We start from the raw sequence: 19,810 nt of genomic DNA on the forward strand, positions 1-19,810 counted from the left end.
CCGATTGCCGCCTCCGCCACGCTGCGCGAGGCGCTGTCGGCCTTTGTCGCACGCCGGGTCAGCAGCCTGCCAGTGATCGATGCACAGGGTCAGCCCGCCGGCGTGCTGCATTTTGCCGACTTGCTGCCGGGGGCCGCATGAAGTCGCCCCGCCTGCCGGCAGCCGCCTTGTGGCTCAGCACTGGCCTGTTGCTGGCATTGCTCTACCTGTTGCCGCACAGCGCCAGCCTGTTCGCCCGCCTGTTTCCCGAGGTGGAGCGCCCGCTTTATACCCAGGACAGTTTTGCCAGCCTGGTGCTGGCGCATTTGCTGCTGGTGCTGGCTTCCAGCCTGATCGCCGTGCTGGGCGGGGGGGCGGCCGGCTTGCTGGTCAGCCGACCGGCCGGGCGCGAGTTCCGTCCCTTGCTGGACAGTGTGCTGGCCATCAGCCAGGCGCTGCCGCCTGTGGCGGTACTGGCCATTGCCGCGCCGCTGATCGGCTTTGGCGAATGGCCGGCGCTGATTGCACTGGTACTGTACGGCCTGTTGCCGGTCACACAGGCCACCCTGGCCGGACTGGCCTCGGTGCCGGACAGTGTGCTGGAAGTGGCGCGTGGCCTGGGCATGGGGCGCTGGCGCATCCTGTGGCAGGTGGAGCTGCCGCTGGCCGCGCCGGTGTTGCTGGCCGGTGTACGGACATCGGTGGTGATCAATATCGGCACGGCTGCCATTGCCTCTACCGTGGGGGCACGCACGCTGGGCCTGCCCATCATCGTCGGTCTGAGCGGTTTCAATACCGCCTATGTGCTGCAAGGCGCGCTGCTGGTGGCCTTGCTGGCCATTGTTGCCGACCAGTTGTTCGACTGGCTGACCAGTCGCCTGTCGCCCCATGTCGCTGCCCAGCGCTAAGGCCATGCGCTGGGCCAGCCTGCCGATGTACCCCTGGCCGCAGCCGCTGACCGAACAATACTGGCAGTGGCTGCGCCAGCGTCTGCAACAACTGGGCGAGCCAGCGCTGCCTGCCAGCCTTAGCTGGCCAGAGGATTATCTGGCGCACTGGCGTGAGCCGGGCATGCTGCTCAGCCAGAGTTGTGGCTATCCGGTTTCCACGCTCTTGCCGGAACAGGTGCAGGTGCTGGGTGCATTTCATTATCAAGTGCCGGGCTGTGCCGACTGGCGTTACAGCAGTGCGCTGCTGGTCCGCAAGAGCGATGCCGGGCTTGCACTGGCTGATTTTCGTGGCCGGCGTGCCGTGTGCAATGAGCGGCATTCACAGTCGGGCTATCACGCCTTGCGCGCCGAAGTGGCCGCGCTTGCCGGGGTGCAACCCTTTTTTTCTCAAGTCAGGTTTTCCGGTTCACACCGCGCTTCGGCCGGCATGCTGGCGGCTGGCGAGGCGGATATCGCCGCGCTGGACTGTGTCAGCCATGCCCTGCTGGCCCGGCAACAGCCGGCACTGTTCGCGCAACTGGCCTGCATCGGCCATACCCGTTTGCAGCCCGGATTACCCTTGATCACGGCGGCATCTACCAGCGCGGCTAGCGTTGCGCGCTTGCGCCAGGCCATCAGCGACAGCCTGCAGGCGCCCGAACTACAGGATTTTTTCCGACTGGCGGCGATTAACGGGTTCAGCCCGCTGGATCTGTCCGACTACGCCTGCATTGCAGATACTGCCGCACACTGGCGTGGCGCGGGCATGGCTCAGTGGTGACGCGCAGGCTGCGACCTGGCTTGCAGCACTGACTGGAGCAAGACAAATTGCTGCCGGAGTGTGTCCAGCAGCTGTTGTTGAGTGGACAGGTCGGCTTCGGCGGCCACTTTCTCCAGCTGCGCGGCAGCCGTGACCATGGGCGTAGCCCCGAACAAGGCGGCATTTCCCTTGATGGTGTGTGCCAGTCGTTTCAGCGTTGCCCGGTCGGTTTGCAGCAATGCCTGCTCCAGCCCTGCCATCTCTGTCGGGAAGGATGACAGAAAACTGTCCGCCACAATGTCGACGATTTCCGCATCCTGTCGGGCCAGTGCCGCCTGATAGTCAAACGAGGAGGGCGCTGCCTTGGCGTAGCGTTGCAGCAGCTGTTGCAGGTCGGTCGCGCGTACCGGTTTGCTCAGGTAGTCGTCCATCCCGGCGGCCAGGCATTGTTCACGGTCGCCCTGCAAGGCATTGGCGGTCATGGCAATGATGGGCAGGTGCTGGCCTGGGGCTTCTTGCTGACGGTAGCGCCGGGTGGCTTCCAGCCCGCCCATCACCGGCATCTGCATGTCCATCAACACCAGGTCGAACTGTTCTTGGGCCAGGACTTCCAGTGCTTGCCGGCCATCTTCGGCCAGGGTGGCCTGATGGCCCCAGCGTTGCAGCAGATTGATTGCCAGCTGCTGGTTGACCACATTGTCTTCCACCACCAGCACCCGCAAGGGCTGGCTGTCGTATTTCAGTTTGGCCGGGGGCGTGCTGGTGCTGGCGCAGCAGGGGGTGTCGCCCAGTGCCTGCAAGATGGTTTCCTGCAGTTCGGACTGCAACACCGGCTTGGCAATGTGGCAGCAGATGCCGGCTTGCTGATACAGCCTGCTGTCCTGTGTGCTGGCCGAGGACAGCATGATGAGCCGCGGTGCCGCTTGCAGGCCCAGTGCCTGGATGTGGCGGGCGGTGGTCAGCCCGTCCATGTCCGGCATCATGCCGTCCAGCAGGACAAAGCGGTAGGACTTGCCCGGCTGTTGCAACAGGGCCAGCGCACGGGCACCGCTGTCGGCTGTATCGACGCTCACTCCCCAGTGCGCCAGGGTTTCTTGCAGGATGTCGCGGTTGATGCGGTTGTCGTCCACCACCAGTGCATGACTGCCGCGCAGCGCGTCCGGGTTCAAGGGGACCGGCAGTTGCGCAGCGGCCACGCGGGTAAAACGGATGGTGAAGTGGAAGGTGCTGCCATGTCCGGGGCGGCTTTCCAGCCACATCTGGCCATGCATCATGTCCACCAGCCGTTTGCAGATGGACAGCCCCAGGCCGGTGCCGCCGTATTTGCGGGTGGTGGAACTGTCGGCCTGGACAAAGGCTTCAAAAATGCTTTCCTGCTGTTCGCGGGCAATGCCGATGCCGCTGTCGCTGACCGAAAACTTGACCACCACTTGTTCGCCTTCCTGTTCCAGCAAGGAGGCGCGCAGCAAAACTTCGCCGCTCTGGGTGAACTTGATGGCATTGGACAACAGGTTGAGCAGGATTTGCCGCAGCCGGCCCGCATCGCCCAGCAATACCGGCGGAATGTCCGGGGCCATGCGGCAGGCCAGTTCCAGGCCTTTTTGTTCGGCATGCATGGCCATGTTCCTGACCGTGCTGGCCAGCACGCTTTCCAGCCCGAAGGCGGTCTGGTCGATCACCATCTTGCCCGCTTCCAGCTTGGAAAAATCCAGGATGTCGTTGATGACGGTGAGCAACGCTTCGGTGGAGGATTTCACCACATCCAGGTATTCACGCTGCTCCCGGTTCAGCTCGGTATCCAGCGCCAGTTCGGTCATGCCCAGAATGCCATTCATCGGCGTGCGGATTTCATGGCTCATATTGGCCAGGAATTCGCTTTTGGCGCGGTTGGCGGCCTCGGCCACTTCGCGGGCCTGGCGCGATTCCCGTGCCAGCAGTTTGAGTTCGGTAATGTCGGCAATGGTGCCGATCAGCCCGGCAATGCTGCCATCGGGCCGGGTGAGGGTGGCCTTGTGGATGATGCCGTAACTTACCGTGCCATCCTGGTGCTGCAGGGTGGTTTCATAGCTTTGGCGCGACACTTCGTTCAGCAGCTCGCGGTCTCGGCGCTGGTGGTAGCTGGCCAGCTCCGCGTCCAGCAGGTGTTCCGAGGTTTTGCCCAGGAAGTCTTCGCGCCGGATGCCAAACAGTTCGGCAAAGGCGCGGTTCATCAGCTGATAGCGCAGGTCCGGCCCTTTGACATACACCGGCATCGGCATGGCTTCCACCAGTTCCTCGACAAAGTGCAGCTGCTCTTGCAGGCGCTCGCTGGCCTGATGCCGGGCGGTGATGTCGGTGCGGATGGCGACAAACTGCTCGGGCTCCCCATGCTCGTCGGCAAAGGGCACGATGGTGGCGGCCACCCAGTACAGGCTGCCATCCTTGGCGCGGTTGCGGATTTCTCCGGTCCACACCTTGCCGGCGCGAATGGTGCTCCACATCTCGGCAAAGAAGGCCGGTGAGTGCAGGCCGGAATTCACCAGATTATGGTTGCGCCCGATCAGCTCTTCCCGGCTGAAGCCGCTGATCTCACAGAATTTGTCATTGGCATAGCTGATGTTGCCGTTGCGGTCGGTAATGCTGACGATGGCGTGCTGGTCCAGCGCAAACTTCTGGTTCTCCAGTGCCTGCCGGGCCTGGCGGATGGCCTGCTGGCCATGCTGGCGGTAGGCCACCAGTGCGGAGACGACATTGATCAGCCCTTCCAGATCGTCCTCTGGCTGTACGCTGTCTGGCTGGCCGGTTTCCTTGCGCAGCAGGCGAATGGTGTCTTGCAGGCGGGCAATGGCGTGTTCGCGCTTGCCCAGTTCCGCCTGCAGGCGCTGGTTGGCCTCGCTCAGCTCGGCCGAGCTCAGTTCCAGGCTGCGGCTGCGCAGGCTGATGTCGCGGTCTTGCTGGCTGTAGCTGTCGCCCACTCTTTGCAGCAAGCCGGTAAAGCCGCGCAGGGCGGTGGCGATGGCCGGGTCGGTGTCTGCCAGCGCGGCCAGCCGCTCAAAGCCGTCCAGCACCTGTTGCAGGCCGGCTTCGTCGGCAATGCCCATGGTGCGCCTGAGCTGGCGTAGCAGTGTGTTTTGCATGCCTGTCCTGCTGATTTCAATCTGTTTGCGCGATTTCACGCAGGGTGGTGATGGTCATGGTCTGGTTGTGCAGCCGGCTGGGCTGCCCCACGGCAAAGGGGCTGATTTCGCCATTGGAATAAAAACCGGCCAGCACCATCTGGCTGCCCAGTACGTCGGCCACGGCTTCCACTTCTTCATCCACCCGGTCGCCCATCACCAGCTTGCGTCCCACGCAGGATACCAGCAGCGCCAGGCTGTCTTGATGGCCTGCTCCGCCCCGCGCACCAGGCTGTCGGTGCCGGCATGCATCAGTTTCAGCTGGCTGCCGCTGGCCAGTTCACCGGCCAGTGTCAGGCTGCCATCCTGTTCGTTCATGCCCAGAATGGTGCGAATCACGCCCTGGTCTTCGCCGCTGCGTCCCAGCATGGCAAACGGAAACAGCAAGCCGCTGCCGGGCAGGCCGCTGGCGTATTCACCCAGATAGCGCTTGTACACTTCCAGCGCGGGTGCGCCATCCAGTTCGTACAGAATGTTCTGCTGGCAGCGACTGACCTGCCGTGCCGGGCCAAACGTGGTCCAGCCACCGCAGGAGCCATGTCCCACTTGCAACTGTCGTCCGTACAGGCCGACGGCCACCAGCTGGTGATCGCTCCAGCCGGACTGATGCAGGGTGAAGGTCTGGCAGAAACGGCCATTATCGGCAGCCATGCCGCCCACCACCGGAACGGTATCGCCCAGTACCTGTTGCAGGCCATCCAGCAGGGCGGTGCCGTTGATATGGGTGCCGGGTGCCAGCAGCAAAAGCAGTTGCAAGTCATCCGCCTGCAAGGCCGTGGCCAGCCGTTGGCCTGCTGCCAGTGAATCCTGCATGCCATCCAGCAGGGTGATGGCACTGGCCACGCGGGTGTGGTCAAAGTGGATGGCCGTCAGTACGGCGCTGCCTTCTTCCACGCCCTGGCTGGCAATCTCGCCTGCGGTCGAACAGCCCAGCACCACACAGCCAGGCAAGGCCGCTGCCAGGCTGGAGAGCAACGTCCCCCCGTCAAAATAGTCGGGCGCGGCAAACACCAGCAGCAGCTGTGGTGCCAGCGTTTGTAGCGCGGCAAGCTGGTCGGGTGCTGGCTGGTCATGATGCAAGCTAAGCTGCTGTATCTGCATGATGTGCTCTTGGCTGGGAGTTGGCCTGTCTTTGATTCTGGGCCATGGACGGGCAATGGCAAGGTGGATGTGTCGTGATGGACTATCGCAGCATTTGCGCCAAGCCGACATGACAATTGTCATGTCGGCTTGGTAAAGCTCGGCGAGCCTTCGTAAAGAAGGCGAGGCTCCCTTTCAGGGAAAGGGCGGGGGGATTGGGATTCGATGGACAGGCTGCGGAATCAATCACTGGGTCGAAAGGCCCGGCTTGGCCGGGTCCGGTAGAATCGCACCAAATCACTTTGTCAGCAGCCTGAGATGACAATTGTCATGTCGGCTTGGTAAAGCTCGGCGAGCCTTCGTAAAGAAGGCGAGGCTCCCTTCGGGCCTGGTAAACCCCAAACCGCCTTGGTCTGCTATGCTGCGGCACGGATTTTGTGGAGACAGGCATGCAAAGACTCACCATTTCGCTGAGCGACGAGCTGGCACAGGCATTTGACGAATGGATGACCCGGCGCGGTTACAGCAGCCGGTCCGAGGCGGTGCGCGACATGCTGCGCCGCGAGCTGGGCGAGGACAATCTGGCCAGCGAGCAGGGTGGCCCCTGCGTGGCGGTGCTCAGCTATGTGTTTGATCATCACGAGCGGCAACTGTCCGCCCGGCTGACCGGCTTGCAGCACGACCACCACGACCTGGCGGTGGCCACCATGCATGCCCATATCAGTCATGAAGACTGTATCGAAACGGTAATCCTGCGCGGCGACAGTGGCGAGGTGGAAAGCTTTGCCCGTTCGGTGATTGCCGAAACCGGGGTGCGCCACGGCCAGGTGCAGCTGATTCCGGTCAAGCCTTCAGCCAGCACGGGCCTGGGCTATCGCAAGAAATCCGGCCGCTGATCCAGTTATTGCCTTAGTTATTGCCTTGCTAGGAGCGACCCATGCCGAAGCGGCGGTAGCGGCCAGCGTTGGTGCCATGGTCGTGTCGGTGGCCATGCTGGTGCGGATGGCTGTGCACCTGCCCGTCGGCATGGCGGTGCGGGTGAGCATGCAGCAAATGGGTGCGTGCCAGCAGGGCGTGGTCGGACAGGATGTCGGCCGGGCTGCCCTGTGCCGCCACCTGCCCGTCGGCCAGCACGATGACGTGGTCGGCAATGTCGGCCACGCTGTCCAGGTCGTGGGTGGCGGTGATGATGGTGCGCCCCTGTCCCTGGCTTTCCTGCAGAAAACGGATGACTTCGCTCTGGCTGGCCGGGTCCAGCGCGGCGGTGGGTTCGTCCAGCAACAGTACTTCGGGCTGCATGATCAGCACCGAGGCCAGCGCCACCCGTTTGCGCTCGCCACCGGATAGCCGGTGTGGTGCGCGCTGTTGCAGATGGCTGATGCCAAACTGCTGCAAGCTGGCGTCAATCGCGCTGCGGATTTGCGCTTCCGGCCAGCCCAGTTGCAGCGGGCCGAAGGCCAGTTCGTCAAACACCGTGGGGTTGAACAGTTGCACGTCCGGGTTCTGGAACACCAGACCCACCCGGCGGCGAAACGCATAATGGCGGGTTTCATCCGCCAGTGCCGCCTCGCTCAGCACCTCGCCAAAGGCACGCAGCTCGCCTGCCGTGGCGAAATACAGCCCGTCCAGCAGACGCAGCAAGGTGGATTTGCCCGAGCCATTCGCCCCCAGCAGTGCCACCCGGCTACCAGCGGCAACCTCCAGTGACACCGCGTGCAAGGCAGCATGCTGCTGATAGTGATAACTCACCCCGTCCAGGGCAAAAACCGGTGTGCTCATGCGTGATTCCAGACAATGACCAGGGGCAGCGCCAAGGCCAGCAGCAGCGCGCACCAGTCGCGCTTGCGGGTGTGAAAATTGTGCAGCAGGTAAACCTCGCCCCGATAGCCGCGTGACACCATGGCCATGTGCACCTCGTTACTGAGCTGCAAGGCCTTGCCCAGCAGCACGCCGCTGGTGCTGGCCACCAGCTGGCGGGCCATGCGGCCCGATGGCGGAGCCAGCAGGCGGCTGCGGCGCGCTTCGAACATCTGGCTGGCGGTTTGCAACAGCACAAACACATAGCGATGCGTCATGCCCAGCAATGCCACCAGCAGCACCGGCACGCCCAGGCTGCGCATGGCCTTGAGCACATGCATCCACGGCGTGGTCAGCATCAGCAGCAGGGCAAAGCTGGCCGAAACTTCGGCCCGGCCCAGCAAAAAGGCGGCGCTGGACAGCCCTTGCCGGGTGATGTGCCAGTGCAGCAGCGGCAGGGTGAGCAACCGTTCACCCGGCACCATGAAGATGGCAGGCAGGGCCAGCATGCCGCTGAACAGCAGCACGCTCAGCCATGCCTGGCGGTACAAGCGGGATAGCGAGATTTGCGATGCCAGCGCCAGCACTACCGCCAGCACAAACAGCAGTAGCAGCGTGGTGAGCTGGCTTGCCAGCAGGGTGGCGGCCAGCACCGCCAGCAAGGACAGCAGCTTGATGCGCGGGTCCAGTTGTTGCAGCAGGCCGGGTGTGGCGCTGATGGCTTCGGCATCCAGCGCATGCTCCATTACCTGCTGCAAGCCATGCACCATGCGCTCGGCAATATTGCCGTGATGGCGGTGCTTGCCGGCCAGAAACGATTGTTCACTCACTGCGGCAGGCCACGCTTGCCACCCAGCCGGGCCAGCAGCAACAGGCACAGCAGGATCAACCCGGCACCAAACACGGCGGACAGCACATAGCCAAAGGCCGGGCTGTGAATGAAGGCCGGGGCATAGTCGGGGAAGGGGGCGGACCACAAACCGGCCAGTCTGGACAGGCCCTCCGGAGCGCTATCCGGCAAGGCATGCAGGCCAGATGCCCGGATGATTTCCTGACGGCAGCCGGGTTGGCAAAGTCTTCCGCACCCCATTCCCCCCAGGCGGTTCCGGCTGCCAGCAGGCCCAGCGGCGACAAAATCATCAGCCCGGCCAGGCCATACCACAGCTGACGCACGCTGCTGCCCTGACGGCTGCCTGCCGTGGTGATGTTGGCAGAACCGGCTAGCAAGGCCGGATGAGCGCGTTGCAGATAAGCCACCAGACCGGCACTGAGCAGCATTTCCGCCAGCCCGGCAAAACTCAGGTGGCCAATCATCATGGCCGGAATGGCCACCGACAGCGGATAAGGCGCGTACAGCGGGGTGCCGCTGGCGTCGTGAAACAGCATGGGTTGCACGCCGAATTCGATGGCGGCCAGCAGGGCGGAAGCATTGATGGCGAGATAACCGGCTACCCCGGCTGCCACCACGCGGCGGCGCGAGGCCAGCGGCGCACCGGCAGCCAGCAGGCGATAACTGCCCCAGGCCACCAGCGAACCGACGATGGCCATGTTCAGGCTGTTGGCAGCAAAACTGCTGATGCCGCCATCACCAAAAAACAGCGCCTGAATCAGCAAGGCCAGCGAGATGGCAATGATGGAGGCCCACGGCCCCAGCACGATGCTGACAATGCCCATGCCCACCGCATGGCCGCTGGTGCCGCCGGGCAGGGGCAGGTTGAACATCATGATGACAAAGCTGAAGGCGGAGAACACGGCAAACAATGGCACCAGCCGGGTGTGCAGCAGGCGTTTGGCACGCTGGTAGGCCAGCAGCCAGAACGGCAGGGCAATGGCCAGGGTCACGGCGCAGGTGGACGGGCTGAGATAACCATCTGGAATGTGCATGCGCTTGCCTTTCTCGGGCCTGTCACCGGAAAACATGGTGCAGGCTGTGTATGAATATTTTTGAAAATGTATGAAATCTTAGCAAGACTCATGCCATCTGTCATGACGCTGTCAGTGCTGCCGGACGGGGCGTGCAGCGTGAAGCTGCGGGCTGTAAAGCGGTTGGCGGTGAGGGCTGGCGATGCAGGTGGGGGTGGAAAGCGGCTATGCAGTGCTGCACCAAAGCGAGCAGTACCTGACCGTTCTGGTGCATGCCGGGGTGGGTTTCAGCCTGCGCCCTGGGCTTCGATTTCCACCAGCAGGTCGGCACGGCAGATGTCCGCCTGCACATACACCACGCGGCTGTCTTCGCCCAGCTGTGCCAGTACCGCCGCACGCACGGCGGGATAGTCGGCGGCATGGCGGACATACACCCGGTAGTCCAGCCCGGCAAGGGTGAAGGGCTGACGCGGCTGCTGACGGTTGGCCTGTTCCAGCAGGATGGCGATATTGGCAAAGGTTTCCGCGGTTTGTGCGGCCACATCACCTACATGCACGGTAAGGTGGCCAATAATGCTGGCGGTGCCGGAAATGAACAGCCATTGCGCGCCAGGCTGACCGGCCAGCGCGGCGCGGCTGAAGGTGGGGCTCACCGGGCCGTATTGCTGCGGGTAGGCAAAGGCGCTGACCTGGCGCGGGTTCTCGATGGGCAAGGCAGGGCTGTCTGCTGCCAGAAAGGCAATGCTGACCGGGCCATCTGCCGTCCCCAGCGCACAGGCGGCCGGACTGCCATGCACCGGACGCCGGCTGCCCGCAAAAGCCTGATGGCGGCCGATATTGAACTGGCGGTAGCGCTCCATGCCGTGCTCCTCGACATTGATGCGCGGAATGTAATTCCACACTCGCCACAGGTGCGGGCAGTGCTGTGCGTCCAGCAGGGCAAACAGCTGGCGGTAGGCGCTCTCGGCCAGTGTCTGCAAGGCCGTGGCTCCGTCCTGCATGGCAAACTGCCCTTCATCCAGTGTGATGACGCCAAACAGCAGGCCGCCTGCGCGACGGTAATGAATGTCGTGGAAGCGGCCATCCTGCGCTGGCAGGCTGGTGTGCCAGACTTCCTGCATGCCCGCCGTAGCCGGGCCCAGCACCGGCATCCGCACGGATTGCAAGGGCCAGTCCGGCTGCTGATCATCCCGGCCCAGCCGGCACATGCCCAGAATCTGTGCAGGAGCGATAGCCATCGGACCAAGCGGATGAGGGGAGGTGTAGTGCAAACGGGTATCTGGGTACATGCTGCCAGCTGCTGTAAGGGAGGTTGTCGACAAAAGGGTTTAACGGCCAGACGGCGCGCCACGATCCAGCTGCATGGCATGCGCACGCAAGCGTACCAGCCATGCACTGCCAAGGCCCAGCAGGGTACCTGCCAGCACATCCAGTGCCACATGCTGCTTTACCGCCAGGGTGGAGTAGGCAATGGCCACACACCACAGCAGGTTCAGTCCTTGCAGCGCACGCCCCCAGTGCAGCACCTTCAGGCGCCAGTGCAGCCAGACACCGGAAAATACCGCAGTTGCCACATGCAGCGACGGGAAGGCATTACCTGCCGTATCCACGTTTTTCAGAAAGGCCACACCGGGATATTGCTGCCAGTCGATGTCTGGCGGGGCAATGGCATTGGGCCAGAAATAAAACACCAGCAGTCCGCTGAGGCAGGGCAGCGCCACTTTGTAGCCGTAACGGATGATTTCACGGTGTGACAGCATCAACACCGGTGGCAGCGACACATAAACCCACAGCGACAGGTAAACCGGCAAGGCCCAGGGCTGAAACGGCAGCCAGCGGTCCAGAGCACTGGCTGGCACGATATGGACTGCGCCAGCCGGGTGATGCAGCAGGTAAACATAGGCGACAAAAAACAGCAGGGTAAAACCCATGGTGCCGAACATCTTGAACCAGAAGTGGGTCAGCGCCGTTTCAAGCATTCCGGCTGTGCCATTGATGTTTGTCATGCCCTTGTTCAAGTTACCTCCTGTTGGCATGTTTTAGTATGCAATTACATGTAAAACAGCGGATTTTTGCCCTGCTGAATACGTGAGGGTATACTCCGTCTTCATTTTTCTGATGCCTCTTGGTCCTGCAGCAAGGATAAGAATTATTCAATTTATCAAGAGCGCATTCCTGCGACCGGCGATGATACCGAAACACTGTGACATTGGCGATTGCGGGCAACTTGTTTATTAATACCGATACGATTATTGCAAATCATGGAACAACACTCTTCTGAATCGAATACACCAGACCTGGCGCTGGAAAGCGAAATTGCCGGTCTGATCGTTTCCGCGCTGAATCTTGACATTACCCCGGCGGAAATTGTTCCTGATGCGCCGCTGTATGGTGATGAACTGGGAATCGACTCCATTGATATCCTGGAAATCGCGCTGGTCATGTCCAAGCAGTATGGCGTGCAAATGAAAGCCGACAACGAAGACAACTCCACCATTTTTGCCTCCTTGCGCAAACTGGCGGCTTATATTCGCGAGCATCGCAGCAAATGACCCGGCTGTGGCGCAGCATGCGCCTCGCTGTACTGGCGCTGGCCGGCCTGTTTTATGTGGTGATGGATTATCTGGCGTCCTCCTCCCGTCATCCGCCGCTGTATGCGGTGGTGGTAGGGGCGGCACCGCTGACCCTGGGCCTGCTGACGGCGGGCTGGAATTCACGCTTCCGCTGGCCGGTCATGCTGCTGGCAGCTGCCGTGCTGCTGTCCATTGCCCTCAATATTGACCAGTTGCTGACCCATGCCGCCTGGTTCTACCTGTTGCAGCACGCCGGCATCATGTGCGGCCTTGGCTTCATGTTCGGCAGTACCCTGGGCAGTCACGAGAATGCCCTGTGTTCGCGTATCGCCCGCATCGCCGTTGCCGGATCGCTGGATGCAGCTTACTTCCACTACACCTGGAAAGTGACGCTGGCCTGGACGCTGTATTTTGCCTTGTCCGCCTTGCTGTCGCTGGGCCTGTTTGCACTGGCACCCCTGTCGTGGTGGGCGTTTTATGCCGCCGTGTGTACCCCGCTGTCGCTGGGCCTGATGTTTGGCGGCGAATACCTGGTGCGCCGGCTGGCCTTGCCGGACAGCCCCTCGTTCAGCATCGCCCACACCATACAGTCATACCGAAAGTACACGCAGGGCCGTGACACCAGCCAGTAGGCTGCCGCAGCGGCTCCCTTGCCATCGAATCCATGAATCTGATACCGCTTCTTCCTGCTGCTGACCCCGCTGCCGATTTTGCCCATGTGCACGGCCAGGTGATCAACCGTGGCACCTTCCAAGCCCAGGTGCTCACCCTTGCTGCCGCCTTGCCCGCTCACCCGCGGGTGCTGAACATGTGTAACGACCGTTACTGGTTTGCCGTGGCACTGTTTGCGGCGATTGCCCGCAATATGCTGACCATCCTGCCCAATTCGGCGGCACCCGAGCATCTGGCTGCGGTAGCCAGCGAACAGGCCGAGCTGCTGGTGCTGGGCGATCAGCCAGACAACCCGGTGCCCGGCCTGCCTTACATGCAAATCGACACGCTGGCGGTGCGCAAGGAACTGGCGGCGGCCCCCATGCCGCAGATTCCGTACGACCAGCAGGTTGCCTGCCTGTATACCTCGGGCTCCACCGGCACGCCCATGCTGCATTTCAAGACATTTGGCCGTCTGCGGCTGGCCATTCTGGCCGGTGCCGAACGGGTGTGGGGTGTGGCCGGCCAGCCTTGTTCGGTGGTGGGCACGGTGCCCATCCGTCACATGTACGGGCTGGAATCCAGCGTGCTGCTGCCCATTCTGGCCGGTGGCCGCCTGTCCGGGCGCATTCCGTTTTTCCCCGCCGACATTGCTGATGCGCTGGCCGGGATGCCCGCGCCGCGTCTGCTGGTGATCACGCCATTTCATCTGCGCAAATTGCTGGATGCCAATATCGCGCTGCCGCCGATTGCCGCCATCCTGTCGGCCACCGCGCCCTTGTCTGTCGAGCTGGCAGCCCAAACCCGGCAGCAGCTTGACTGCCCAGTGCTGGAAATCTACGGCTCCACCGAAACCGGTCAGGTGGCCACGCGGGAAACCGATATCGACAGCACCTGGCATACCTTGCAGGGGATTGCACTGGAGCAGCGTGACGGTGAGCTGTGGGCAGTGGGCGAGGTGTACCAGACCCCGCAAATGCTCAATGACACGGTAGAACTGTTCAGCCCGCAGCATTTCCGGCTGGTGGACCGCAAGGCCAACATGATCAATGTGGCGGGCAAGCGCAGTTCCTTGTCCTTCCTCAATGCCGTGCTTACCGGCCTGCCGGGAGTGGTGGATGGGGTGTACTGTGTGCCGGAACGCGGCAGTGACGAGCTAGTCGAACGTCTGGCCGTGTTCGTGGTGGCACCTGCGCTGGATAAGGCCGCCATTCTGGCCGGTCTGCGCCAGCATCTGGATTCGGTGTTCCTGCCGCGCCAGATCGTGTTTGTCGATGCCCTGCCGCGTGACGGCAATGGCAAGATCCTGGCCCGTACCCTGCAGGAATTGATTGCCCGTCATCTTTCCGGAAAGCACTGAGCATGCAGACCCTTCCCCTGGTGATAGCCGCCGATCATCCGGCCTATGCCGGTCACTTTCCCGGCCAGCCGGTCTTGCCCGGCGTGGTGTTGCTGGACCATGCGCAACTGGCCATCGAACAAGCTGCCGGAGTGCAACTGGCCGGGCTGGCCCAGGCCAAGTTCCATCGTCCGGTAGCGCCGGGCGACAGCTTGCAGCTGGCCTGGCGACAGGATGCAGCCAGCGTGGCCTTTGTCATCTCGCGCGGTGATGAAAAAGTGGCGGACGGCAAATTCGTGCTGGCAGCGGAGCCTGCCGCGTGAGCCAGCAGACCGATGCACCGGCCAGCCCGCAGTGGATGCGGCAGCAGGAGCGCGGCAGCCGCTTCTGGTTGCGCATCATGTCGGCGCTGTCCTGCTGGCTGGGCAGGCCTTGCTCCCGGCTGGTGCTGTACGGTATTGCGATGTATTTCGTATTGTTCGGCGGCAAGGCGGTACAGGCCTCGCGGCGCTATCTGGCCCGCAGCCTGGGCCGTCCGGCGCGCTGGCGCGATGTGTATCGCCATGTGCTGAGTTTTGCCAGCACCATCCACGACCGGGTTTATCTGCTGCGCGACCGGTTTGATGTGTTCGAGATCGACCTGTCCGGTGCCGAAGCCCTGCACCGGCATCAGGAAGGCGGACAGGGCCTGTTGCTGTTTGGCGCGCATCTGGGCAGCTTTGAAGTGCTGCGCGCCATGGCGCGTTTTCGTCCCGACATGCAGGTGAGCATGGCGATGTATCCGGAAAACGCCCGCCAGATCAACCAGGCCTTGCATGCCATCAACCCGGCGCTGGCCCCGGACATCATTCCGCTGGGCACCATGGATGCCATGCTCAAGGTGCATGCCCGGCTGGAAGAGGGCGCACTGGTGGGCATTCTGGCCGACCGTGCCGCCGGGCCGGACGAATACCTCAGCCGCATGCTGCTGGGCGCACCCGCCCGTTTTCCCAGTGGCCCGCTGCGCATGGCTGCCATGCTCAAGCAGCCGGTGTATTTCATGGCGGGCATTTACCTGGGTGGCAACCGCTACCGGGTGCATTTTGAATTGCTGGAAGACTTTTCTACCGTGGGTCGGGCCCGGCGTGAGGCGGCCATGCAGTCGCTGCTGGACAAATACGTTGCGGCACTGGAACGCCATTGCCGGGCCTATCCGTACAACTGGTTCAATTTTTACGATTTCTGGGATGAAAGCTAGACCGATCATGCGTGTATCCATCATCAGCAAGACCCTGGCCGGATTGTTTGTGGTCCTCTCTGCAGGCAGCCTGCAGGCCGCCGATTTCTCCCTGGCCGACCTGATGCAGCAACTGGGGCAAAAGAAGTCCGGCACCGCCACCTTTGTCGAGAAAAAATACATCGCCATGCTCAAGCAGCCGCTGGAGTCCTCTGGCGAACTGGCTTTCACCGCACCGGACCGGCTGGAAAAGCGCACGCTCAAGCCCAAGGCGGAAGCCGTGCTGCTGGAAGGCAACAAGCTGACGCTGGAGCGCAGCGATGGCCGCAAGATGAGCGTGAATCTGTCCGACCGACCGGAAGTATCGGCCTTTGTCGAAAGCATCCGCGCCACCCTGTCGGGCGACCGCAGCGCGCTGGAACGCTATTACACCCCGTCGCTATCCGGTGGCAGCGACGAATGGCAGCTCAAGCTGACACCGTTGCAAGCACGCATGCAAAAGGTGATCAGCCAGATCCGCATAGCCGGTAGCCGCGCCCAGGTGAAGACCATCGAATTTCTGCAGGCGGATGGCGACCGTTCGGAAATGACCATTACCGGCACCAGCGCCAAATGAAAACCAGATTGTTCAAGCCGGTCATCCTGATCTGGCTGGCGGCCATGCTGGCCTCGGTGCTGGTGATCAGCCAGACCCGTTTTGTCGCTGACCTGTCCGCCTTCATGCCCAAACTGCCCAGTGCGCGCCAGCAGATGCTGATCGACCAGCTGCGCGACGGTGCCATTGCCCGGCTGGTGCTGGTGGGGATTGAAGGTGCGGACGAGGCCGAACGCGGCCGCCTGTCGCGCCTGCTGGTGGGCAAGCTGTCCGGCAATCCGCGCTTTACCGCGGTGCAGAACGGCGACCGCCAGACCCAGCAGCGCGACCAGCAGTATTTCTTCGACAACCGCTACCTGCTGAGCCCGGCTGTCACGCCGCAGCGCTTTACCGCGGCCGGAATGCACGACGCCATCCAGGACACCCTGCTGGCGATGTCCGGCGATGCCGGGCTGATCGTCAAGAAAATCCTGCCGCGTGACCCGACCGGCGAAACCCTTCAAATCCTCGAGCAGTTCATGGGCGAAAGCCAGCCCAGCACCAGTAACGACATCTGGGTGTCGCGCGACGGCAAACGCGCGGTATTGCTGCTGCAACTGGCCGAGTCCGGCCTGAATACCGACGCGCAGGCGGCAGCGCTGGAAGATGTGAAACAGGCCTTTGCCAGCCTGCCCGCCCGCCATGTCGACACCCGCCTGGTGATGAGTGGCACCAGCGTCATTTCGGTGGCCTCGCGCAACATCATCCAGGGCGAAGTGGAACGGCTGGCCACCCTGGGCACCTTGCTGGTGGTGGCCTTGCTGCTGCTGGTCTACCGCTCGCTGCCGCTATTGCTGCTGGGGTTGATTCCGGTGGTGTCCGGCGCGCTGGTGGGCATTGCCAGCGTCAGTCTGGGCTTTGGCCATGTGCATGGCCTGACGCTGGGCTTTGGCACCACGCTGATCGGCGAGGCGGTGGATTACTCCATCTATTTGTTTATCCAGCGTGCCGGGGGCGGTAACCCCTCGCACTTCTGGCGCACCATCCGCCTGGGGGTGCTGACCTCCATCACCGGCTTTGCCGCGCTGATGTGTTCCAGCTTCCCCGGCCTGTCGCAACTGGGCCTGTATTCCATCAGCGGGCTGGTGACGGCCGCACTGGTGACGCGCTATGTGCTGCCGCTGCTGATGCCGGCACGGCTGAACCTGCGCGACCTGAGCAAGCCCGGCCTGCTGCTGCAAAAAGTACTGGACGGCCTGACCCGCCTGCGCTGGCTGCTGGCGGTAGCCATGCTGGCGGCGGTGGCGGTGCTGGCTTTGCATCATCAGGACATCTGGAACCGCCAGCTCAATGCACTGAGTTCCACCTCACCTGCGCAGAACAAGCTGGATGCCGAACTGCGGGCTGATCTGGGCGGCAATGACATGCGCTATGTGGCCAGCTTCAGCGCGCCGGATCAGGAAAGCGCCCTGCAACTGGCCGAGCGCACGCGCCGGGTATTGCAGCAATTGAACCGGCAGAACGTGATTGGCGGCTTCCACACCCCGGACGAACTGCTGCCTAGCATCGCCACCCAGCGTGCGCGGCAGGCTGCCTTGCCGCCAGCGGGTACGGCCGCACCACGACTGGCCGAAGCGCTGCAAGGCCTGCCGGTGGATGCCGCACAGCTGCAAGGGTTTGTCAGCGACGTGACCCGTGCGCAGCAGCAAGCGCTGCTCAGCCGTGCCAGCCTGCATGGCAGCGCGGCCAGCGTGCTGCTGGATTCCATGCTGATCAAGCGGCCTGGCAGTTATCTGGTGCTGATGCCGCTGCGCCCGGCCAGTGGTGAAAACATCGCGCTGGACAAGGTGCGTGCGGCACTGGCCGCCCAGCAGCTGGGGCAGGTGACGGTGATCGACCTGCTGGAAGAAACCACCGCCATTTTCGATAGCTACACCCACGAAGCCTTGTTGTTCTCCTCGCTGGGCAGTCTGGCCATCCTGCTGCTCTTGGGTGTGACCTGCGGCTGGCTGCAAGCGGCGCGCGTCACCATTCCGCTGGGCTGCGCGGTGCTGTGTACCGTGGCCATCCTTGATGCCTGCGGCATTCAGCTGACCATTCTGCATCTGGTGGGCCTGCTGCTGGTGGTGGCCATCGGCTCCAATTACGCACTGTTTTTTGCCAACAAGCAGCAACTGGGCAGTGCGGCCGAGCAGCGCCAGGTGGAAGTGTCGCTGGTGGTGGCCAATCTGGCCACCGTCACCAGCTTTGGTTTGCTGGGCAGCTCCAGCGTGCCGGTGCTGTCCTATATCGGCAGCACGGTGGCCATTGGCGCGCTGCTGGCGCTGGTGTTTGCCGCCATGATGGCAAGGATGACCCCGCGTGCGTTGTCTGACTGATAGCTGGCGCGCCGGACAGCGCGCCGAGAACTTGCTGGTGCTGTTGCCGCCGGCCAAGGCCAGCCTGGAAGACATGCTGGCGCAGGGCATGGTGGCGGCAGTGCGCGCGCGCGGCCTGCCGCTGGACATTGTGCTGGCCGATGTGGGCTACCAGCAGGTGCTGGCCGGTACCGTGGCCGACAGCCTGCATCAGGCGGTGCTGCAGCCGGCACTGGAGCAAGGCTACCGCAACATCTGGCTGGCCGGGATTTCTCTGGGTGCCTTCAATGCCCTGCACTATGCCGCGGTGTATGCTGAACACCTGAGTGGCATCTTCTTGCTGGCGCCCTATCCCGGTACTGCCGACATCCTGCAGGAAATCCGCCAAGCTGGCGGGCCGCAGGCCTGGGCGGATGCTGCGCCCGGTTTGCAGGACGAACGGCGCTGGTGGTACTGGCTGGCTGCTCGGGAGCAAAACACGCGCTGCCCGGTGTGGCTGAGCCTGGCTGACGACGACCGTTTTGCTGCCGGACAGCAATTGCTGGCCAGCCTGTTGCCCGCCACACGGGTACACCGCATGGCGGGCGATCACAGCTGGCCGGTGTGGCAGCAGCAATGGCGGTACTGGCTGGAACATGGCCCGCTGGCGCAATACGTGCCGGGGCAGAAGGACGAGACATGAACACGCTGGTGTTTTCTCCATTCATCAAACTGTGCCTGGCGCTGCATCTGCTGGCTGTGCTCTTGCTGTGCTGGCAGCCGGCGTGGTGGCCCGGCCTGCTGGGCTTGCTGGTGCTGTTGCACGGGCTGATTGCGCTGCTGGGCCTGCTGCCGCGCAGCACGCTGCTGGGGCCGAATCTGACCCGCTTGCCGCAAGCCGCCATCCGCCGTGGCGAAGTGGCCATCACCATTGATGACGGGCCGGACCCGGCCGTCACCCCGGCGGTGCTGGACATCCTGCGGCAGTATCAGGTGAAAGCCACTTTCTTCTGTATCGGCGAGCGGGCAGCGCATTATCCGGAGCTGGTGCGTCAGGCAGCGCAAGAAGGCCATGCGGTGGAAAACCATGGCCAGCGGCATCGCAAGCACACATCGTTATTCGGGCTGTCGGGCTGGCGGCGCGAAGTGGGGGAGGGGCAGGCCACCCTGCAGGCCATCACCGGCCATGCGCCGCAGTTTTTCCGCCCGATTGCCGGTTTGCGCAATCCGCTGCTGGAGCCGGTATTGCAGCGCCTGGGGGTGTTTCTTGCGAGCTGGACGCGCCGTGGCTATGATACGCGCGTCCGGGACCCGGCGCTGGTATACGCCAGACTGACCCGCCAACTGGCCGCAGGCGATATACTGCTGCTGCACGATGGCAATGCCGCCCGCATGGCAGACGGTACACCGGTCATCTTGCAGGTGCTGCCGCGCCTGCTGGAGGAACTGTCCCGTCGCCAGCTACAGGCCGTGACGCTGCCACAAGCCTGTTCACCCGCACCGGCTGCGGCCAAGCGCGCAAGCTGAGCCCGTTTTCCAATCCAAGCTGATTCATCGG

At 63.0% G+C, this 19,810-nt stretch carries 19 protein-coding genes and 1 pseudogene; 13 read left to right on the forward strand and 7 right to left on the reverse strand.

Annotation, left to right across the window (positions count from 1 at the left end; genetic code table 11):
- Positions 1-3 precede the first annotated feature (3 nt).
- Genes AWT75_RS20955 through AWT75_RS13625 form a run of 3 tightly spaced genes read left to right on the forward strand, consistent with a single transcriptional unit; the run spans position 4 to position 1,689 of the window.
- Positions 4-141, forward strand: a complete 138-nt coding sequence (locus tag AWT75_RS20955) for a CBS domain-containing protein (protein ID WP_275575745.1) — start codon at positions 4-6, stop codon at positions 139-141.
- Entirely contained in the window at positions 138-887 is a 750-nt protein-coding gene (locus AWT75_RS13620) for an ABC transporter permease (RefSeq protein WP_062789612.1), read from the forward strand. The genes AWT75_RS20955 and AWT75_RS13620 overlap by 4 nt, the downstream gene beginning before the upstream one ends.
- Positions 868-1,689 carry a phosphate/phosphite/phosphonate ABC transporter substrate-binding protein gene (locus tag AWT75_RS13625; protein ID WP_062789613.1) on the forward strand — a complete coding sequence of 274 codons (822 nt, stop codon included), beginning with the start codon at positions 868-870 and terminating at the stop codon, positions 1,687-1,689. Before AWT75_RS13620 ends, AWT75_RS13625 begins: the two co-directional genes overlap by 20 nt.
- Here the strand turns inward: AWT75_RS13625 and AWT75_RS13630 are convergent.
- The gene (locus AWT75_RS13630) at positions 1,680-4,784 is read right to left on the reverse strand and encodes a hybrid sensor histidine kinase/response regulator (RefSeq protein ID WP_062789615.1); all 3,105 of its coding nucleotides are present in this window, start codon (positions 4,782-4,784) and stop codon (positions 1,680-1,682) included. The genes AWT75_RS13625 and AWT75_RS13630 overlap by 10 nt on opposite strands.
- A gap of 16 nt (positions 4,785-4,800) precedes the next feature.
- A pseudogene (locus AWT75_RS13635) lies at positions 4,801-6,047 on the reverse strand (FIST signal transduction protein).
- Between the two features lie 305 nt (positions 6,048-6,352).
- Here AWT75_RS13635 and nikR point away from each other — a divergent pair.
- On the forward strand, positions 6,353-6,799 hold the full coding sequence (gene nikR / locus AWT75_RS13640; protein ID WP_045847464.1) for a nickel-responsive transcriptional regulator NikR: 447 nt from the start codon (positions 6,353-6,355) through the stop codon (positions 6,797-6,799).
- A 28-nt stretch (positions 6,800-6,827) separates the two neighbouring features.
- Here the strand turns inward: nikR and AWT75_RS13645 are convergent, their stop codons facing one another.
- The 5 genes from AWT75_RS13645 to AWT75_RS13665 form a co-directional block, all read right to left on the reverse strand.
- A complete protein-coding gene (locus AWT75_RS13645) occupies positions 6,828-7,682 on the reverse strand; it encodes an energy-coupling factor ABC transporter ATP-binding protein (protein ID WP_062789617.1) in 855 nt (284 codons plus the stop codon).
- Complete coding sequence (gene cbiQ / locus AWT75_RS13650; RefSeq protein ID WP_062789619.1) at positions 7,679-8,530, reverse strand: cobalt ECF transporter T component CbiQ; 852 nt, start codon at positions 8,528-8,530, stop codon at positions 7,679-7,681. Before cbiQ ends, AWT75_RS13645 begins: the two co-directional genes overlap by 4 nt.
- 55 nt (positions 8,531-8,585) lie before the next feature.
- Positions 8,586-9,584, reverse strand: a complete 999-nt coding sequence (gene cbiM / locus AWT75_RS13655) for a cobalt transporter CbiM (protein WP_204377059.1) — start codon at positions 9,582-9,584, stop codon at positions 8,586-8,588.
- A gap of 266 nt (positions 9,585-9,850) precedes the next feature.
- Complete coding sequence (locus tag AWT75_RS13660; RefSeq protein WP_239689593.1) at positions 9,851-10,852, reverse strand: chorismate transformation FkbO/Hyg5 family protein; 1,002 nt, start codon at positions 10,850-10,852, stop codon at positions 9,851-9,853.
- A gap of 39 nt (positions 10,853-10,891) precedes the next feature.
- Positions 10,892-11,569, reverse strand: a complete 678-nt coding sequence (locus tag AWT75_RS13665; RefSeq protein ID WP_239689594.1) for a phosphatase PAP2 family protein — start codon at positions 11,567-11,569, stop codon at positions 10,892-10,894.
- A 255-nt stretch (positions 11,570-11,824) separates the two neighbouring features.
- On the opposite strand from AWT75_RS13665, the gene AWT75_RS13670 reads away from it, so the two are divergent.
- From AWT75_RS13670 to AWT75_RS13710, 9 genes are read left to right on the forward strand one after another with little or no spacing between them, the layout of a single operon-like run.
- Positions 11,825-12,115, forward strand: a complete 291-nt coding sequence (locus tag AWT75_RS13670; protein ID WP_045847462.1) for a phosphopantetheine-binding protein — start codon at positions 11,825-11,827, stop codon at positions 12,113-12,115.
- 17 nt (positions 12,116-12,132) lie between these two features.
- A complete protein-coding gene (locus AWT75_RS13675; protein WP_239689595.1) occupies positions 12,133-12,768 on the forward strand; it encodes a COG4648 family protein in 636 nt (211 codons plus the stop codon).
- 32 nt (positions 12,769-12,800) lie between these two features.
- A complete protein-coding gene (locus AWT75_RS13680) occupies positions 12,801-14,147 on the forward strand; it encodes an AMP-binding protein (RefSeq protein ID WP_062789625.1) in 1,347 nt (448 codons plus the stop codon).
- Positions 14,148-14,149: 2 nt separating this feature from the next.
- On the forward strand, positions 14,150-14,449 hold the full coding sequence (locus AWT75_RS13685; protein WP_045847459.1) for a 3-hydroxyacyl-ACP dehydratase FabZ family protein: 300 nt from the start codon (positions 14,150-14,152) through the stop codon (positions 14,447-14,449).
- Positions 14,446-15,363, forward strand: coding sequence for an LpxL/LpxP family acyltransferase (locus tag AWT75_RS13690; RefSeq protein ID WP_062789628.1), 918 nt, complete (start codon positions 14,446-14,448; stop codon positions 15,361-15,363). The genes AWT75_RS13685 and AWT75_RS13690 overlap by 4 nt, the downstream gene beginning before the upstream one ends.
- A gap of 7 nt (positions 15,364-15,370) precedes the next feature.
- Entirely contained in the window at positions 15,371-15,958 is a 588-nt protein-coding gene (locus AWT75_RS13695) for a LolA-related protein (RefSeq protein ID WP_062789630.1), read from the forward strand.
- Positions 15,955-18,294 (forward strand): MMPL family transporter, encoded by a 2,340-nt coding sequence (locus tag AWT75_RS13700; RefSeq protein ID WP_062789632.1) that lies wholly within the window; start codon positions 15,955-15,957, stop codon positions 18,292-18,294. Before AWT75_RS13695 ends, AWT75_RS13700 begins: the two co-directional genes overlap by 4 nt.
- The gene (locus AWT75_RS13705) at positions 18,278-18,955 is read left to right on the forward strand and encodes an alpha/beta fold hydrolase (RefSeq protein ID WP_062789634.1); all 678 of its coding nucleotides are present in this window, start codon (positions 18,278-18,280) and stop codon (positions 18,953-18,955) included. The genes AWT75_RS13700 and AWT75_RS13705 overlap by 17 nt, the downstream gene beginning before the upstream one ends.
- Positions 18,952-19,779, forward strand: a complete 828-nt coding sequence (locus AWT75_RS13710; protein ID WP_062789636.1) for a polysaccharide deacetylase family protein — start codon at positions 18,952-18,954, stop codon at positions 19,777-19,779. The genes AWT75_RS13705 and AWT75_RS13710 overlap by 4 nt, the downstream gene beginning before the upstream one ends.
- Positions 19,780-19,810 lie beyond the last annotated feature (31 nt).

The organism is Aquitalea pelogenes (assembly GCF_001515305.1).
GTDB classification, from domain to species: Bacteria; Pseudomonadota; Gammaproteobacteria; order Burkholderiales; family Chromobacteriaceae; genus Aquitalea; species Aquitalea pelogenes.

Coding starts and splice junctions, on each gene's coding strand:
- AWT75_RS13625 (WP_062789613.1), top strand. CDS start 868: ATGTCGCTGCCCAGCGCTAAGGCCATGCGCTGGGCCAGCCTGCCGATG.
- AWT75_RS13665 (WP_239689594.1), bottom strand. CDS start 11,569: ATGACAAACATCAATGGCACAGCCGGAATGCTTGAAACGGCGCTGACC.
- AWT75_RS13695 (WP_062789630.1), top strand. CDS start 15,371: ATGCGTGTATCCATCATCAGCAAGACCCTGGCCGGATTGTTTGTGGTC.
- AWT75_RS13645 (WP_062789617.1), bottom strand. CDS start 7,682: ATGAGCACACCGGTTTTTGCCCTGGACGGGGTGAGTTATCACTATCAG.
- nikR (WP_045847464.1), top strand. CDS start 6,353: ATGCAAAGACTCACCATTTCGCTGAGCGACGAGCTGGCACAGGCATTT.
- AWT75_RS13630 (WP_062789615.1), bottom strand. CDS start 4,784: ATGCAAAACACACTGCTACGCCAGCTCAGGCGCACCATGGGCATTGCC.
- cbiM (WP_204377059.1), bottom strand. CDS start 9,584: ATGCACATTCCAGATGGTTATCTCAGCCCGTCCACCTGCGCCGTGACC.
- AWT75_RS13710 (WP_062789636.1), top strand. CDS start 18,952: ATGAACACGCTGGTGTTTTCTCCATTCATCAAACTGTGCCTGGCGCTG.
- AWT75_RS13685 (WP_045847459.1), top strand. CDS start 14,150: ATGCAGACCCTTCCCCTGGTGATAGCCGCCGATCATCCGGCCTATGCC.
- AWT75_RS13700 (WP_062789632.1), top strand. CDS start 15,955: ATGAAAACCAGATTGTTCAAGCCGGTCATCCTGATCTGGCTGGCGGCC.
- AWT75_RS13620 (WP_062789612.1), top strand. CDS start 138: ATGAAGTCGCCCCGCCTGCCGGCAGCCGCCTTGTGGCTCAGCACTGGC.
- AWT75_RS13675 (WP_239689595.1), top strand. CDS start 12,133: ATGCGCCTCGCTGTACTGGCGCTGGCCGGCCTGTTTTATGTGGTGATG.
- AWT75_RS13680 (WP_062789625.1), top strand. CDS start 12,801: ATGAATCTGATACCGCTTCTTCCTGCTGCTGACCCCGCTGCCGATTTT.
- AWT75_RS13660 (WP_239689593.1), bottom strand. CDS start 10,852: ATGTACCCAGATACCCGTTTGCACTACACCTCCCCTCATCCGCTTGGT.
- AWT75_RS13670 (WP_045847462.1), top strand. CDS start 11,825: ATGGAACAACACTCTTCTGAATCGAATACACCAGACCTGGCGCTGGAA.